General features: G+C 39.6%; 14 protein-coding genes and 4 tRNA genes. 14 read left to right on the top strand and 4 right to left on the bottom strand.

What is annotated here, in order from left to right:
• The 4 genes from QQK09_RS04095 to QQK09_RS04080 all read right to left on the bottom strand — a co-directional run.
• A partial coding sequence (locus tag QQK09_RS04095; protein WP_284202835.1) for a helix-turn-helix domain-containing protein occupies window positions 1–246 on the bottom strand: 246 nt, incomplete at its 3' end.
• A gap of 796 nt (window positions 247–1,042) precedes the next feature.
• Window positions 1,043–1,360: an AzlD domain-containing protein gene (locus QQK09_RS04090; RefSeq protein ID WP_284202834.1), complete on the bottom strand. Its 318-nt coding sequence runs from the start codon at window positions 1,358–1,360 to the stop codon at window positions 1,043–1,045.
• A gap of 23 nt (window positions 1,361–1,383) precedes the next feature.
• A complete protein-coding gene (locus tag QQK09_RS04085; RefSeq protein WP_284202833.1) occupies window positions 1,384–2,097 on the bottom strand; it encodes an AzlC family ABC transporter permease in 714 nt (237 codons plus the stop codon).
• Window positions 2,090–3,049, bottom strand: coding sequence for a bifunctional helix-turn-helix transcriptional regulator/GNAT family N-acetyltransferase (locus tag QQK09_RS04080; protein ID WP_284202832.1), 960 nt, complete (start codon window positions 3,047–3,049; stop codon window positions 2,090–2,092). The genes QQK09_RS04085 and QQK09_RS04080 overlap by 8 nt, the downstream gene beginning before the upstream one ends.
• Before the next feature lie 178 nt (window positions 3,050–3,227).
• Between QQK09_RS04080 and alaS the strand changes: the two genes are divergently transcribed.
• The 14 genes from alaS (at window position 3,228) to luxS (ending at window position 15,634) form a co-directional block, all read left to right on the top strand.
• The gene (alaS, locus tag QQK09_RS04075) at window positions 3,228–5,861 is read left to right on the top strand and encodes an alanine--tRNA ligase (RefSeq protein ID WP_284202831.1); all 2,634 of its coding nucleotides are present in this window, start codon (window positions 3,228–3,230) and stop codon (window positions 5,859–5,861) included.
• 46 nt (window positions 5,862–5,907) lie between these two features.
• Window positions 5,908–7,140 (top strand): aspartate kinase, encoded by a 1,233-nt coding sequence (locus QQK09_RS04070; protein ID WP_284202830.1) that lies wholly within the window; start codon window positions 5,908–5,910, stop codon window positions 7,138–7,140.
• A 98-nt stretch (window positions 7,141–7,238) separates the two neighbouring features.
• Window positions 7,239–7,415, top strand: coding sequence for a carbon storage regulator CsrA (gene csrA, locus QQK09_RS04065; RefSeq protein WP_101109755.1), 177 nt, complete (start codon window positions 7,239–7,241; stop codon window positions 7,413–7,415).
• 473 nt (window positions 7,416–7,888) lie between these two features.
• Window positions 7,889–7,981, top strand: a tRNA-Ser gene (locus QQK09_RS04060).
• A 23-nt stretch (window positions 7,982–8,004) separates the two neighbouring features.
• Window positions 8,005–8,081, top strand: a tRNA-Arg gene (locus QQK09_RS04055).
• A gap of 61 nt (window positions 8,082–8,142) precedes the next feature.
• A tRNA-Arg gene (locus QQK09_RS04050) sits at window positions 8,143–8,219 on the top strand.
• A gap of 78 nt (window positions 8,220–8,297) precedes the next feature.
• Window positions 8,298–8,374: transfer RNA gene (locus tag QQK09_RS04045), tRNA-Arg, on the top strand.
• Between the two features lie 538 nt (window positions 8,375–8,912).
• On the top strand, window positions 8,913–9,173 hold the full coding sequence (locus QQK09_RS04040) for an oxaloacetate decarboxylase subunit gamma (RefSeq protein ID WP_284202829.1): 261 nt from the start codon (window positions 8,913–8,915) through the stop codon (window positions 9,171–9,173).
• A 32-nt stretch (window positions 9,174–9,205) separates the two neighbouring features.
• Complete coding sequence (gene oadA / locus QQK09_RS04035) at window positions 9,206–10,990, top strand: sodium-extruding oxaloacetate decarboxylase subunit alpha (RefSeq protein ID WP_284202828.1); 1,785 nt, start codon at window positions 9,206–9,208, stop codon at window positions 10,988–10,990.
• A gap of 100 nt (window positions 10,991–11,090) precedes the next feature.
• Window positions 11,091–12,221, top strand: coding sequence for a sodium ion-translocating decarboxylase subunit beta (locus QQK09_RS04030; protein ID WP_284202827.1), 1,131 nt, complete (start codon window positions 11,091–11,093; stop codon window positions 12,219–12,221).
• A gap of 69 nt (window positions 12,222–12,290) precedes the next feature.
• The gene (locus tag QQK09_RS04025; RefSeq protein WP_284202826.1) at window positions 12,291–12,722 is read left to right on the top strand and encodes a YqaA family protein; all 432 of its coding nucleotides are present in this window, start codon (window positions 12,291–12,293) and stop codon (window positions 12,720–12,722) included.
• A gap of 67 nt (window positions 12,723–12,789) precedes the next feature.
• Window positions 12,790–14,370, top strand: a complete 1,581-nt coding sequence (gene gshA / locus QQK09_RS04020; protein WP_284202825.1) for a glutamate--cysteine ligase — start codon at window positions 12,790–12,792, stop codon at window positions 14,368–14,370.
• A 118-nt stretch (window positions 14,371–14,488) separates the two neighbouring features.
• Window positions 14,489–15,103 (top strand): transglycosylase SLT domain-containing protein, encoded by a 615-nt coding sequence (locus QQK09_RS04015; protein WP_284202824.1) that lies wholly within the window; start codon window positions 14,489–14,491, stop codon window positions 15,101–15,103.
• A gap of 21 nt (window positions 15,104–15,124) precedes the next feature.
• Window positions 15,125–15,634 (top strand): S-ribosylhomocysteine lyase, encoded by a 510-nt coding sequence (gene luxS, locus QQK09_RS04010; RefSeq protein WP_284202823.1) that lies wholly within the window; start codon window positions 15,125–15,127, stop codon window positions 15,632–15,634.
• The last annotated feature ends 42 nt before the right edge of the window (window positions 15,635–15,676 follow it).

Genomic DNA, 15,676 nt, shown 5'->3' with positions numbered 1-15,676 from the left:
TAGTTGAGAGAGCTGTTCTACGCTTAACCCCTTTGGACGACCTGTATGCTTTTTCTCTTTTAGCCCTGAAATCCCCTGTATTAAATAGGTTTGTATCCAGCTATTAACACTCGTTCGGCTTACTTTTAAGTATTCAGATATTTGAGTTCTATTTTTACCATCGAGGAAGTGAGAAACCGCTAATAAGCGAAGCTTTAGTCTCGCATCTGATGTTGAGCTAATGATTTTAGATAATTCTTGAGTCATATTCAGCACCTTTAAATTGTACCTTATTAGATCACAAAATTAATGGAATTGGTATTAATAGCCTGCCATAGGCAGTATCAAACCATGTGATAGTAGGCGAATTGTGCGACAGCACAGGTTTATGAGCAATGTTCACCCATCACCCATCGCCTCTGCGTATCAATATATATCCTACAAAGAAAATTCATATCGGGCTTCGCCCAATTGTCGGCCTAAAGACCGACCTACAGCAGTACCTTATTTTTTCGTTTTAGCCGCTTAGACGACGGTGGTCCATTACATTGGACAGAAAGAAATGATTAATAATCATTTCTGAGATACTTCAAAATAACGAGTGGCCAATGCGTATAGTGATAGTAGGGGGAGTTTGCCGACAGGCAAGGGTTACGAACAGTGTTCACCCATCGCCAAGCGCCTCTTCGTATCAATATATATCCTAAAAAAGAAAGTTCATATAGGGCTTCGCCCAATTGTCGGCCTAAAGACCGACCTACAGCTGTACCTTATTTTTTGGTTTTAGCCGCTTGGACGACGGTGGCCCACTATATGGGACAGAAAGAAATGATTAATTATCATTTCTGAGATACTTCAACGTTTCGACTGGCCAATACATATAGTGAGAGTAGGGTGAGTTTGCCGATAGGCAAGGGTAACGAGCAATGTTACCCATCGACAAGCGCCTCTTCGCATCAATAAATATCTTAAAGAGAAAGTTCATATCGGGCTTCACCCAATTGTCGGCCTAAAGACCGACCCACAGTTGTATACTATTCTTCCGTTTTAGGAGTTTGCCAATTTACATCGCCAAGTAACGCAATATTAAAAAGAGCATCATGCCTAACCCAATAGTTTTTAATAAGCTCTTGCTATAAATAGCTACTGTAACGGCAAAAATAGCGGCGATCAGGTAGCTATTATCGATACTTAAATCTGTATAGCCTTGTGGCATAACGACTGAAGGTACGATAATCGCAGTTAACACTGCGGGTGGGACAAATTTTAAGGCAAGTGCTAGCCAGTTTGGAAAAGTCATTTTCCCTGCAAATGCAAACATCACAAATCGAATGGTAAAGGTTATTACTGTCATACCTATTATTAATACGGCTTCATTCATATTATTCTCTTTTGCTTTAGTAGTTATTCATAAGACAGCTGTTTATTTTTAAATTTTGTCACTGTTAAACCCACAGCTACGCCTATTAATGCACTTATAATCAGCCCGAGTTTATTAGGTAAATGTGCAAAAGTAAGTGAGCTTATTCCCGCTGCTATAATGGCACTGATCATTGCCTTGCTATTCATGTAGGGAACTACCATTCCAATAAAGGTGACTGACATGGCAAACTCTAAGCCCCAATTACTCATATCAGGAATCAAACTACCAAGTGTAACCCCTAAAATAGTAAAGCTCACCCAAGTGCAATAAAAACAACATATTGATCCTAAATAGAAATAATGTGCGTTGCTTTTATCTTGCTGCATATATCGCTGACTCATATTGGCAAAACTTTCATCTGTTAAACCAAAAGCGAGAATAGCGCGCCAATGAAGTGGCAGGTGTTTAACATGTTCGACTAATGCTGTGGCATATAAAAGATGACGAAGGTTAACTACAAATGTTGTCAATAGAATCATCTCTATCGGTGCTTGCGCAGCAATAAGGGCTAGTACAATAAACTGAGCTGAGCCTGCAAAAACTAATACCGACATCATGATTGTTGCAAGCGCTGATAATCCACTAGTAGGGGCTAATGTGCCAAACAATATAGCGAAGGGAATTGCACCTACGATCAGGGGAAGAGCGGCTTTTGAGCCATCTACAAATTCTCTTTTCTGCTGTACGTTAAGCATGTAATTGTAGCTCCATATAGATATCTGCTCGGTGGTAATCACTTTTCCCATTTGGATGTTTTTTTGTCATAAAACCAACATGTTGATATAGGCTTATTGCCCGCGTTAAATTACTGTTAGTTTCTAAAAACACTGTTTTTACTTGTAAATCACGAGCTTTATTAAGAGACTTTAATAGTAACTTCCTGCCTATTCCTTGTCCTTGATAACCACTTGCTACAGCCATCTTTGATATTTCAAATGAGTTTAAGTTGGCTGGTTTGATAGCAATACAGCCAATGATTTCATTGCCTTGTTTTGCAAAGAATAAGTATCCCCCCTGCGCTAAATAATAACTTTCTGGCTGGTTCAGTGCTTGCTGATCTGCTTTGGTTAACTCTCCGTTAAACTCACTATTTAGCCAGACCATATTAAGTGCTTTAAAGTCATTTTTGTATTCATTATTCCAGTTCACTATCTTTATTTCATGGATCTCTTGAAGTGCTTCTTTTAATACTTTTTCATTTAGTTTGTAGCTAGTTAAAGATTTTTCAAATTGGTTTAACGAGCTGAGTAGAGGCATGTTTTGTTCACTTTCAATTAGATCTAAATGCTTCTTGAGTATTTTCCAGATGGGGGTTGCTTGTTCAATGATTTGTAATGATTGTAGGGTTAAACTCAGGTTACTCGCACGCTTATCCGAGGGATGTGCTTGTTTAATTAAATATCCCTCTGCCACCATTTTACTGGCAAGCTTGCTGACTGCTGGGTGACTAATAGATAGTGATTCAGCAATTTGGATGATCCCCATCGGCCCCTTTTGGTTGATTAAATTAATCAGTAAAAAGTAGTTAGGGTTTAACTTCAAACCAACGCTTTCATAAATCACCGCAACTTCTGCAAATAACTGCTCACTAAGCCGTTTCAAGCGACTGCCTAAGCTAAGGCTCGCTAAGCTTTCCATATAATCCATTTACAATTCCCTATAAAGTACGTAACCAGTTACGTAGTTAGTATCGTGTCGCTTCAGTTGTATGTCAATATTAGTGTGAAAATTGAGCAAAATGTGACTCGTTGTCTACTTTCCCCGTATGTTGCACCGTGCTATATTAGCGCTAATTAATTAAACCTCTTTTTATTTGGAATAACTCATGACCACGATTAAGTCGACGTCTGAAATTCGCCAAGGATTTCTTGAATTTTTTACGAAGAAAGGCCACCAAACAGTTAGTAGTGGTTCTCTTGTGCCTGATAACGATCCTACTTTGCTATTTACTAATGCAGGTATGAATCAGTTTAAGGATACTTTCCTTGGTACTGAGCAACGAGCTTATACACGTGCTACTTCTAGTCAACGTTGTGTACGTGCAGGCGGCAAACATAACGACCTTGATAATGTTGGTTATACTGCTCGTCACCATACATTTTTCGAAATGTTAGGTAACTTCAGTTTTGGCGATTACTTCAAAGAAGAAGCTATTTCATTTGCATGGGAATATTTAACTGACGTTCTGAAAATCCCAAAAGAAAAGCTACTTGTTACCGTTTATGAAAGTGATGATGAAGCATTTTCATTATGGGCAAATAAAATAGGCGTACCAGAAGACAGAATTATTCGTATTGGTGATAAATCACCTGAGAAAAAATTTGAGTCAGATAACTTTTGGTCGATGGGTGATACGGGTCCTTGTGGTCCCTGTTCTGAGATTTTTTACGATCACGGTGAACACATCTGGGGTGGGCCTCCAGGAACACCTGAAGAAGATGGTGATCGTTTTATCGAAATCTGGAATCTAGTATTCATGCAATTCAACCGTCATGCTGACGGTACGATGGAAAATTTACCGAAACCTTCTGTTGACACAGGTATGGGTCTTGAACGTATCTCTGCAATTATGCAAAACGGTCACTCAAACTACGATATTGATATTTTCCAAGGTCTTATCAAAAAAGTGGCAGAAGTCACTGGCGCAACTGATTTAGAAGATAAGTCATTACGCGTAGTGGCAGATCATATCCGTTCATGTGGTTTCTTAATTGCTGATGGTGTAATGCCTTCAAATGAAGGTCGTGGTTACGTATTACGTCGTATTATTCGTCGTGCAGTACGTCACGGACATAAATTAGGTGCTAAAGAGGTCTTTTTCTACAAAATTTATGAAGAGCTTATCAAACAGATGGGTGAAGCTTACCCTGAGTTATTACAACAACGTTTATTTGTTGAAAAAATCCTGCGTTTAGAAGAGGAGCAATTTGGTAAAACGTTAGAGCGTGGTTTACAGATTTTAGATATTGCACTTGATGACTTAGAAGGTTCGGTTGTCCCTGGTGATGTTGTTTTTAAACTTTACGACACTTACGGTTTCCCTGCTGATTTAACGGCTGATATCGCACGTGAACGTGAATTAACAATTGACCAAGACGGGTTTGATAGCGCAATGGCTGAGCAACGTGCGCGTGCTCAACAAGCCAATAACTTTGGTAAAGATTACAACGATGTATTAAAAATCGATGGTAAAACTGAGTTTATCGGTTACGAAACATTAGAAGCTAGTGCAACAGTGACGAATTTAATTAAAGAAGGCGCCTTTGTTGATACTTTAGTTGAAGGTGATACTGCACAAGTTGTGCTATCGCAAACGCCTTTTTATGCTGAATCTGGTGGTCAAACCGGTGATGCAGGTATCTTAAAGTTAAGTAACGGTATCTTTACGGTTACTGATACTAAGAAATCGGGTGATGCTTTCCTACATATCGGTTACCTAAGTAGCGGTTCATTAACCATTAATGACAAAGTACAAGCACAAGTAGAAGCAGACCGTCGTAAGGCGATCGCTTTACACCATTCAGCGACACATCTATTACACGCTGCTTTACGTAAAACATTAGGTGAACATGTTACCCAGAAAGGGTCATTATGTGATGCTGAAAAACTACGTTTTGATTTCTCTCATTTTGAAGCACTATCAATCGGTACGCTAAACCAAGTGACTCATTTGGTAAACAAAGCAATTCGTGACAACTTTGAAGTGGTTACTAAGCTGATGGATATCGAAGAAGCGAAAACAACAGGCGCGATGGCACTGTTTGGTGAGAAATACGATGAGATGGTACGTGTTGTTCAAATGGGTGACTTCTCTGTTGAACTATGTGGTGGTACTCATACTAAGCGTACAGGAGATATGGGACTATTAATCATTATTTCTGAAGCCGGTATTGCTGCAGGTGTTCGTCGTATTGAGGCATCTGTTGGTGCAGCTGCTGAGGATGCATTATATGCGTTACGCGAGCAATTCAGTAAAGCGTGTGATTTGGTAAAAGGAGACTCTTTTAACATTGGTGAAAAGATTATCCACACACTTGATCGCAACAAAGCGTTAGAAAAAGAGTTAGCGACAATCAAAGCAAAAATTGCGAGTGAGAAAGGTTCTAACTTAACCGGTAATGCGATTGAAATTAATGGTATTAAAGTGGTTATTGCTAATATCGAAGGCGTTGACCCTAAGTCATTACGTGATAGCGTTGATGAGATGAAGAATAAATTGCAATCAGGCATTGTTGTATTAGCAACAGCAGTGGGTGACGATAAGGTAAGTTTAATTGCCGGTGTAACTAAAGACCTAACTAAGAAAGTAAAAGCGGGTGAGTTAGTTAACTTAGTTGCTGGGCCTGTTGGTGGTAAAGGCGGCGGTCGTCCTGATATGGCGATGGCTGGAGGGAATAATCCAAGCGCGCTTGATGAGGCATTAGCACTTGTTGAGCCTTGGCTTGCTACTAAATTATAAATGGATTGGCGCATTAATAGTGCGCCTTAAATGAGAAGCAAAGAAGATGGCATTAATAGTTCAAAAATATGGTGGTACTTCGGTCGCAAATGTCGAGCGAATCAAAGTGGTTGCAGATAAAGTGAAAGCAACGCGTGATGCGGGTAATGATGTTGTTGTTGTGCTTTCAGCGATGTCTGGTGAGACCAATCGCATGATCGCGCTTGCAAAAGAGCTTAATGCAACACCGAGTGCGCGTGAAATGGATGTGTTGCTGACCACTGGTGAGCAAACAACTATCGCATTGTTATCAATGGCGCTTCATCATTTAGGTGTTGATGCGGTATCTATGACGGGTGACCAAATCCGCATGAAAACCGATGCTAGCCACTCTAAAGCACGTATTTTAGATGTGGAAACAGAAAATTTACAAGCACATATTAAAGCGGGGCGTGTTGTTGTTGTCGCTGGCTTCCAAGGTCGTTGTGAAAACAACAATATTACGACCTTAGGCCGTGGTGGTAGTGATACCTCTGCGGTTGCTATTGCTGCTGCCCTTAAAGCGGATGAGTGCCAAATCTACACTGATGTAGATGGTGTTTATACGACTGATCCACGTGTTGAGCCCAACGCTCGCCGTTTAGATAGCATCACTTTCGAAGAGATGTTAGAGATGGCAAGCTTAGGCACTAAAGTCTTACAAATTCGCTCTGTAGAATTTGCAGGGAAGTACAATGTACCGCTTCGTGTACTGTCTAGTTTTAAAGATGGTGGTGGTACGTTAATAAGTTATGAGGAAAATAAAATGGAATCTCCTGTTATCTCTGGTATCGCATTTAACCGTGATGAAGCGCGCCTAACCTTATCGGGTGTACCTGATCAACCAACGGTTGCTGCACAAATTCTTTCGCCAATTGGTGATGCGAATATAGACGTAGACATGATTGTGCAAAACACCGTGGGTAATGGTAAAACAGACTTCACTTTCACTGTACATCGTGACGATTATCTAGAAGCAAAAGTATTACTTGAAACGGTATGTCAGGAGTTAAAAGCTGAAGCCGTACAAGGAAATAACGAAATTGCTAAAGTATCTATCGTTGGCGTAGGTATGTGGAATCATCCTGGTGTTGCAAAAACAATGTTTGAAACATTAGGTGAAGAAGGGATTAATATCCACCAAATAGCGACCTCTGAAATTAAAATATCAGTGTTAGTAGATAGTAAGTATTTGGAACTCGCTGTTCGTGCGTTACACAAAGCATTTGAGCTAGCGACAGAGCCCAAAGAAGAAAAATAATGCTTTAGCTCTTTAACTGTGAAAAAGATGTGAATTTTTTCCAGTGTTAGTTCATAATAAAAGAGCAACAGGAAAAACTAAAATAATAGGAGCATAACATGCTGATTTTAACTCGTCGAGTTGGTGAAACTCTGATGATTGGCGATAACGTTACCGTTACCGTTTTGGGCGTAAAAGGTAATCAGGTACGCGTTGGTGTTAATGCACCTAAAGAAGTATCTGTACACCGTGAAGAAATTTACATGCGTATCCAAGCAGAAAAAGATAACAAGTAATTGTTACCTACTAAATAAAGAGCCTCAAGGCTCTTTTTTTTGCTCTACTGAAAGTCGGTGAGGCAATAACGTAGCAAAAAATCTTATTATGTAAGTAGTAAAAGTGTTTTGGATTGCTATTTATTAAGCTGAAACCTGAGAGATTGGTTTTTTCTTTAGAAGAGTATAAGTTTGTTGTCGTTAACACCCCAAATATTAACGTTCTAATTCACTAAATAAAGTGAGAATAGCCGTTAATGTGCAAATGCTCTGAGTTTAACAGGTAAATTGATTTGTTATTTTAGTAGCAAAGATAATTGCTCACTAATATCGATTAATAAAAGTAGTTAACATAGTCCTTTTTTGGGGAAATAAAAGGTGATATTGGTCATAAAATAGAACCTTTGTTTATTAAGTAAGCTAATGAAAATAACTTGTCAAAAAATGTTTGACTTGTTTTCAGAAGCTAGTATTATCAGCCCCAACAAGACGACGGAGAGGTGGCCGAGTGGCCGAAGGCGCTCCCCTGCTAAGGGAGTAACGAGTTTATAGCTTGTTCGAGGGTTCGAATCCCTCCTTCTCCGCCATTTTGTTATAATAGATTCTTAAAGCGGGTGTAGCTCAGCTGGATAGAGTACCTGGCTACGAACCAGGCGGTCAGGGGTTCGAATCCCTTCACCCGCACCATCTTCCTATTTGCACGGAATGGTGATTTTTGAATCGAAAATAAAAACAAAAGAATATCGCGGCGGGTGTAGCTCAGCTGGATAGAGTACCTGGCTACGAACCAGGCGGTCAGGGGTTCGAATCCCTTCACCCGCACCATTCTTTTAAAAGCTTACATTAGTAAGTTTTTTTGTTTTTAGAGCTTTAAAATATTGTTTCTCAATATTTTACATCTATGCGGGTGTAGCTCAGCTGGATAGAGTACCTGGCTACGAACCAGGCGGTCAGGGGTTCGAATCCCTTCACCCGCACCATCTTTTTTATATATTTCATTACATTCCAACTGTATCCCCCTAAGTTTTAAAAAATCTCCTTATTACTATTTTTATTAAATAATATTTAATTATAATGTTATATGCATAAATATTTAATTTTCATGCATAAGTTTTCATTTTTTTTCTTGGCGTTTTTGCGAACTAGATCGTTTAAAAAATAGAGACGTTGGCACCTATTCCACCTCTGTTTATGCCTATTTCCTTTCTCGATGTACACCACCCTTAGCGGTTATTAAGACTGCCTAAAGTATTGCCCATAAAACGCCTTTGCTTCCAATTTTCTATCTAAACCAGTATAATGTGACCTTTTGGATATGTAGTTTAATTTTCTTGCAGATTTATTTTATAAGTTTGTCGGTAATATAGACGCATTGTTATGCTTTTAGCGCAGTTTCTTTTTGATGGTTAATCATCGTTTAATTAGGCGCTAAATATATCTTCATTGTGAATAGTTATTCACTTCTGGAGAGTGTTTCTAAAAGAGGCACTTAAGTAAGTGCAAAAAAGGATAGTAAGTATGGATATCACTGAGTCGTTATTTCAAGCAATGACACTTTTTGGATTAGGGATGACATTTGTTTTTTCATTCTTGGGATTATTAATGATTGCCGTTAAATTAATGGCAAAATATATTCCTGCGGATGCACCTGTTGCTAATCGTCGTAGACCTAATAAAAAAGTAGTTGATGCTACCCCTTCAAATTCTGAAATTAATCCACAATTAATCGCCGCTATCACCAGTGCAGTGCAACAATACCGTAAAGCTGAAACTGTATAATGGGAAACGAACCAATCAAGGAGCAAGTGAATATGTCTAAGCCATTAGCGATCACCGAAGTTGTACTACGTGACGCACACCAATCACTTTTTGCTACGCGTATGCGTATCGACGATATGTTACCGATTGCAGAGAAGTTAGATAAAATCGGCTACTGGTCTTTAGAAACCTGGGGCGGAGCTACCTTTGACTCATGTATTCGCTATTTAGGCGAAGATCCATGGGATCGTATTCGAGCATTGAAAGCTGCGATGCCAAATACCCCACAACAGATGCTTTTACGTGGTCAGAACCTACTTGGTTACCGTCACTATGCAGATGATGTTGTTGAAAAGTTTGTTGAACGTGCACACACTAATGGTGTGGATGTATTCCGTATCTTCGATGCGATGAATGATGTTCGCAACTTTGAAACTGCTATTCAATCAGCAGTGAAAATCGGCGCCCATGCTCAGGGAACCATCTCTTATACGACCAGTCCTGTTCATAATATTGACGGTTGGGTTGATATGGCTAAACGTCTTGAGGATATGGGATCACATTCTATCTGTATCAAAGATATGGCTGGCTTATTAAAACCTTATGAAGCACATGAACTAATTACTAAGATTAAGGCTGCAACGGATATCCCATTGGCATTACATTGTCATGCAACAACGGGCTTAAGCCTTGCTACACAACAAAAAGCGATTGATGCGGGTATTGATATCATTGATACCGCAATCTCTTCGATGAGTATGACTTATGGTCATTCACCAACAGAAACACTGGTCTCTATTGTTGAAGGTACTGAGCGTGATACTGGTTTAGATTTACCGCAACTTGCTGATATTTCAGCATACTTCCGTGAAGTACGTAAAAAATACGTTAAATTTGAAGGTGAGTTGAAAGGTGTAGACCCACGTATTCTTATCGCACAAGTACCAGGCGGCATGTTAACTAACATGGAAAGCCAGCTTAAACAGCAGGGTGCAGCAGACAAGATGGATGAAGTATTACAAGAGATTCCACGTGTACGTGAAGATCTTGGTTTTATTCCACTGGTTACACCAACTTCGCAAATCGTAGGTACACAGGCTGTTATTAATGTGTTGATGGGTGAACGTTACAAAACCATCACTAAAGAAACAGCGGGTGTATTGAAAGGTGAGTACGGTGTCGCACCTGCTCCAGTTAACGCTGAATTACAAGCGCAAGTACTCGATGGTGCACAAGCGATTACGTGCCGTCCTGCTGATAATATTCCAGCTGAAATGCAAGCTATTCAAGCTGACTTTAAAAAACTAGCTACTGAAAAAGGCATTAAAGTTGCGGATAACGAAATTGATGACGCACTTATCTATGCACTATTCCCTGAAATTGGCCTTAAATTTCTAGAAAACCGTAATAATCCTGATGCTTTTGAGCCAGTACCAACGGCTGAAGACCTCGTTGTTGCAAGTGCACCTAAAAAATCAGAGCCAAAAACGTATTCTGTTGCAGTTGATGGTCAACTCTTCAGTGTACAAGTTGGTCCAGAAGGTAGCATCGATGGCATTAGCCCTGCGAACAGCGCATCAGTGCCGTTAAATACAACTGCTGCACCTGTTGTTGCTGCTGGAGAGGGGGAAGATGTTCCTGCTCCATTAGCGGGTAATATTTTTAAAGTATTAGTTAATGAAGGGGATCAAGTAGGCGAGGGTGATGTGCTACTTGTAATGGAAGCGATGAAAATGGAAACAGAGATCCGTGCACCTCAATCGGGTGTGGTTCAATCTGTTTTGGTTAGAGAAGGCGATGCAGTAGCTGTGGGTGAAGCCCTATTTACTATTGGTTAATAATGATTACTTAGGTTTACTAAGTCGTTACAGCCTAGTTTGTATAATACACCCTAACTTTTAGGGTGTTAAAACGGTTATTGGTTAAGGAAGATATCAAGTGGATGGATTGTTAAAACTTTGGAATGATACGGGGATCGCACATTTTGAGCTCCCGGATCTTGTGATGATCGCTGTAGGTTGTGTGCTGTTGTACCTTGCGATTGCGAAAAAATTTGAACCTTTATTATTATTACCCATTGGTTTTGGTGCTATTTTAGCAAATATCCCCAATGCAGGTTTTACTGATGAAGGAGGGATGCTCTATTACATCTACCATATTGGGATCGAAACAGGGGTTTTTCCTCTGATCATCTTTATGGGCGTTGGTGCATTAACTGACTTTGGTGCCTTGATAGCGAACCCTAAAACACTATTTTTAGGTGCTGCCGCGCAGTTTGGTATTTTTGCAACGCTGTTTGGTGCAATTTTACTTAACTTTATACCAGGCATGGAATTCAGCATGACCGATGCTGCTGCTATCGCAATTATTGGTGGGGCAGATGGTCCGACAGCTATCTTCTTAGCGTCTAAGCTTGCTCCTGAATTGTTAGGGGCAATTGCTGTTGCGGCCTATTCATATATGGCACTTGTACCTTTGATTCAGCCTCCTATTATGCGTGCATTAACAACGCCTGCTGAGCGTGAAATCAAAATGAAACAATTACGCCCAGTGAGCAAGAAAGAGAAAATCATCTTTCCGCTGGCCGTGCTAATGATGACTATCTTATTTTTACCTGCAGCAACGCCGTTAGTCGGCATGTTCTGTTTAGGTAACTTAATGCGGGAATCTGGCGTAGTGGATCGTTTAAGCTCTACTGCACAAAATGAATTAATTAATATTGTTACTATTTTCTTAGGTTTAGGTGTTGGTTCAAAACTGTCTGCTGAATCTTTTTTAAATTTAGAAACATTAGGTATTTTAGCATTAGGCGCGGTGGCATTTTCAATTGGTACAGCTGCTGGTGTTATTATGGCTAAGTTAATGAATAAATTTTCAGATGATCCTATTAATCCATTAATTGGTGCTGCAGGTGTTTCTGCTGTGCCGATGGCCGCTCGTGTTGCTAATAAAGTAGGCTTAGAGGCGAATCCTCATAACTTCTTACTGATGCATGCAATGGGACCAAATGTTGCTGGTGTATTAGGTAGTGCCGTTGCAGCAGGTGTGTTACTCGCACTTGTTGGTTAGCTTTAAACTGCCCATCATTTATGTTAAAAAGGTCGCTTATTTAAGTGGCCTTTTTTATTGGAGTTGTTTTTGTTTTCTGATGTTGCAGTAAGTGAGTTATTCACCCTATTTTTTAGCGGCTTTATCTCCTCGACACTTTTGCCGGGCGGCTCTGAAGTGCTACTTATCTATTATATTAAAAATAATCCAGAGAGTGGTTGGGCTTATCTCATTGTCGTTACTATTGGTAATAGCTTAGGTGCGCTGTTTACCTATTTTATGGGCTATTATTTTCATTGGGGCAGAGAAAAAGCGCAAAAAAAACATCAAAAGGCGACACGTTTCTGTCAAAAATATGGTGTTTACAGTTTATTGTTAAGTTGGTTGCCCATTGTTGGCGATCTACTTCCTTTAGTGGCAGGGTGGTTAAAACTATCTATAATCAAGTCGGTTATCTATATCACAGCAGGTAAAGCGCTACGCTACAGCCTGATCCTTATATCAACACTATATTTACTATAAGTAACTTGTAAACAGACGCTTTTTTAAGGTACTCTGCTTGCTCTTTTTATCACTCAAAGGTGTACTCTTGTCTCTCAATTTTAAGCAACGTTTAGATATAATTGAACAGCAATCTCAAGCATTGGTCGGTTTTGGCCGTGGCATTGAGCGTGAAGCACTGCGTGTAAAACCAGATGGTAAGCTTTCTGAAGCTGGTCACCCTTATGCTTTTGGTAGTGCGCTTTGCCATACGTCTATTACCACTGACTATGCTGAAAGCTTACTTGAATTCATTACTCCCGTTGCCAAAGATGTAAATCAATTATTTGATTATCTGAATGATATTCATCATTACGCCGCTAAGCATCTAGAGAACGATGAGAGCCTGTGGCCGATTAGCATGCCTTGTTATGTAAATAGTGAAGAAGCCATTGAGCTTGCCCAGTATGGAACGTCAAACACAGGCACCATGAAAACAACTTACCGCCAAGGATTAAAAAATCGCTATGGCAGTATGATGCAGATTATATCTGGCGTGCACTATAATTTTTCGTTACCCGCTTCTTTCTGGGAAACATGGCGCCAAATTCACGGTTCAGAACTCACAGGTAGCGATGCACAGTCTGCTGGTTACTTAGGATTGGTGCGTAATTATTTCCGCTATGGCTGGGTTATTCCTTATCTTTTTGGTGCTTCGCCTGCACTTTGTCAATCTTTTCTACAGGGTAAAGAGACTAAATTAGACTTTCAAAAGGTAGGGCAAGGGACTATTTATTTGCCTTATGCAACCTCATTGCGTTTAAGCGATCTTGGTTATACCAATAGCTCTCAATCCTCGTTAAATATCTGCTACAACAGTGTCGATAATTATGTTGCTTCAGTTCGTCAGGCATTGCATAAAAAAGCACCTGAATTTAAAGAGCTTGGTGTTAAAGAAGGTGGACATTATGTTCAGCTTAACGACAATGTATTACAAATTGAAAATGAGCTTTATGCTTCTATTCGTCCTAAGCGCGTGCAAAAATCAGGTGAAACACCTTCTCAAGCGCTGAGTTCACGAGGCATAGAATATATTGAAATTCGTTCATTAGACGTAAATCCTTTCTCCAAAGTTGGAATTACGGAAGAGCAAGTAAACTTCTTAGATCTATTTTTAACCTGGTGTGCGATCAAACCTTCCGCTGATATTTCTGCAGCACAATCGAAACACTTTTCTGAAAATTTAAGCACGATCGTGACTGAAGGACGAAACCCTGATTTACAGTTGGAGATTGATGGTCAAACTAGCTCTGTTGCACAGTGGGGTGAATGGCTTACTAATGAGCTTAAAGCGTTAGCGGTAGTATTAGACAAAAGTGGTAATGAAGAACGCTATAAAGCTGCAATTGCTCATATTGCTCCTCGTTTTAGTGCACCAGAGTTAACCAGTTCAGCGCGTATTCTTGGTAAAATCATTGCACAAAATTCAGATAATGGCCCTCTTGCACTCAGCCTTTCGCAAAAATATAAAAAAGAGCTTATTGAGCAACCTTACCAGATATGGTCAGACCAATACTTTGAGGAACAAAAACAGCTTTCTTTAGAGAAACAGAAAGTGATTGAGCAAACTGATAAGTTAAGCTTTGATGATTATTTAGAAAATTACTTTATAAACGCAGAACAAGCATAATCAACGCCTCTCGTTGAGAGGTGTTACATTGACAGATATTTAACTCATTTTATACAAGATATTCCAGTAAATATTATCTTTTTTGCAAGTAAGTACGACCCCTTTGGAATTTAGCTTAATGACAATAGAAAAAAAGTTAATTATTATTTTTTCCCTTTTAATATTAGCTGGCTGTGCAACTCCTCCACCCAAAAATCCAGATAATATCTGTGAAATATTTTTTGAGCATCGAGATTGGTACAAAGCCTCTAAAAATATGACTGATAAATGGGGCACCCCGATCCATGTACCAATAGCGATGATGTATCAGGAGAGTAGTTTTAAACATAATGCTGCGCCACCAATGCAATATTTTTGGTTTATTCCAATTGGTCGTGCAAGTGATGCCTATGGTTACGCACAAGCTAAAACCATGACCTGGGATGATTATCAGCGAGAAACAGGTAATCGCTGGTCAAGCCGTGATGATTTTGCTGATGCGATTGATTTTATGGGATGGTTTACCAGTAAAACAAATAAAGTGAATGGTATTTCTAAGTGGGATGCTTACGGGCAGTACCTAAATTACCATGAAGGATGGGGCGGCTACAGCAGAAAGAGTTATAATAAAAAACCTTGGTTAATTAAAGTATCACGTCGAGTAGATGACCGCTCTAAACAATATGCAGCGCAACTGCGTGGTTGCCAAGATAATTTAGATTCAAGTTGGCTGTGGAGACTGTTCTTCGCCTAACGATTAAAAAGAGAGAAAATAATGCCACTATTAGATAGTTTTACCGTTGATCATACAATCATGAATGCACCTGCAGTGCGTATTGCTAAAACCATGCAAACACCAGGTAAAGATACGATCACTGTATTTGATTTACGTTTCACTGCACCAAATAAAGATATCTTGTCAGAGAAGGGTATCCATACACTTGAGCATCTTTATGCTGGTTTTATGCGTGATCATTTAAATGGTGACACTGTTGAGATTATTGATATCTCACCAATGGGTTGCCGTACTGGTTTTTACATGAGCTTAATTGGATCTCCTACAGAAGCACAAGTTGGCGCTGCATGGTTAGCGTCAATGCAAGATGTTTTAAATGTAAAGCAGCAAAATGAAATTCCTGAATTAAATGAATACCAGTGTGGTACTTATTTAATGCATTCATTAGATGAAGCAAAAGCGATTGCACAAGCAATTATTGACGCGGGTATCGGTGTGAATAAAAATGATGATATTGCATTGAGTGATGAGCAGTTGAACCAGCTATAAGCATCAAAGCTTGAAGGCGCTTAGCCTTCAAGCTATAAGTAT

This window comes from Psychromonas marina, assembly GCF_030161115.1.
Lineage (GTDB): Bacteria > Pseudomonadota > Gammaproteobacteria > Enterobacterales > Psychromonadaceae > Psychromonas > Psychromonas marina.
Note: the sequence above shows the minus strand (reverse complement) of the source record. Positions and strands in the feature narration are given on the sequence as shown.

What these genes read in the sequence shown, in the direction of transcription:
- QQK09_RS04090 (WP_284202834.1), bottom strand. Translation starts at nt 1,360, where the DNA reads ATGAATGAAGCCGTATTAATAATAGGTATGACAGTAATAACCTTTACC.
- QQK09_RS04085 (WP_284202833.1), bottom strand. Translation starts at nt 2,097, where the DNA reads ATGCTTAACGTACAGCAGAAAAGAGAATTTGTAGATGGCTCAAAAGCC.
- QQK09_RS04080 (WP_284202832.1), bottom strand. Translation starts at nt 3,049, where the DNA reads ATGGATTATATGGAAAGCTTAGCGAGCCTTAGCTTAGGCAGTCGCTTG.
- alaS (WP_284202831.1), top strand. Translation starts at nt 3,228, where the DNA reads ATGACCACGATTAAGTCGACGTCTGAAATTCGCCAAGGATTTCTTGAA.
- QQK09_RS04070 (WP_284202830.1), top strand. Translation starts at nt 5,908, where the DNA reads ATGGCATTAATAGTTCAAAAATATGGTGGTACTTCGGTCGCAAATGTC.
- csrA (WP_101109755.1), top strand. Translation starts at nt 7,239, where the DNA reads ATGCTGATTTTAACTCGTCGAGTTGGTGAAACTCTGATGATTGGCGAT.
- QQK09_RS04040 (WP_284202829.1), top strand. Translation starts at nt 8,913, where the DNA reads ATGGATATCACTGAGTCGTTATTTCAAGCAATGACACTTTTTGGATTA.
- oadA (WP_284202828.1), top strand. Translation starts at nt 9,206, where the DNA reads ATGTCTAAGCCATTAGCGATCACCGAAGTTGTACTACGTGACGCACAC.
- QQK09_RS04015 (WP_284202824.1), top strand. Translation starts at nt 14,489, where the DNA reads ATGACAATAGAAAAAAAGTTAATTATTATTTTTTCCCTTTTAATATTA.
- luxS (WP_284202823.1), top strand. Translation starts at nt 15,125, where the DNA reads ATGCCACTATTAGATAGTTTTACCGTTGATCATACAATCATGAATGCA.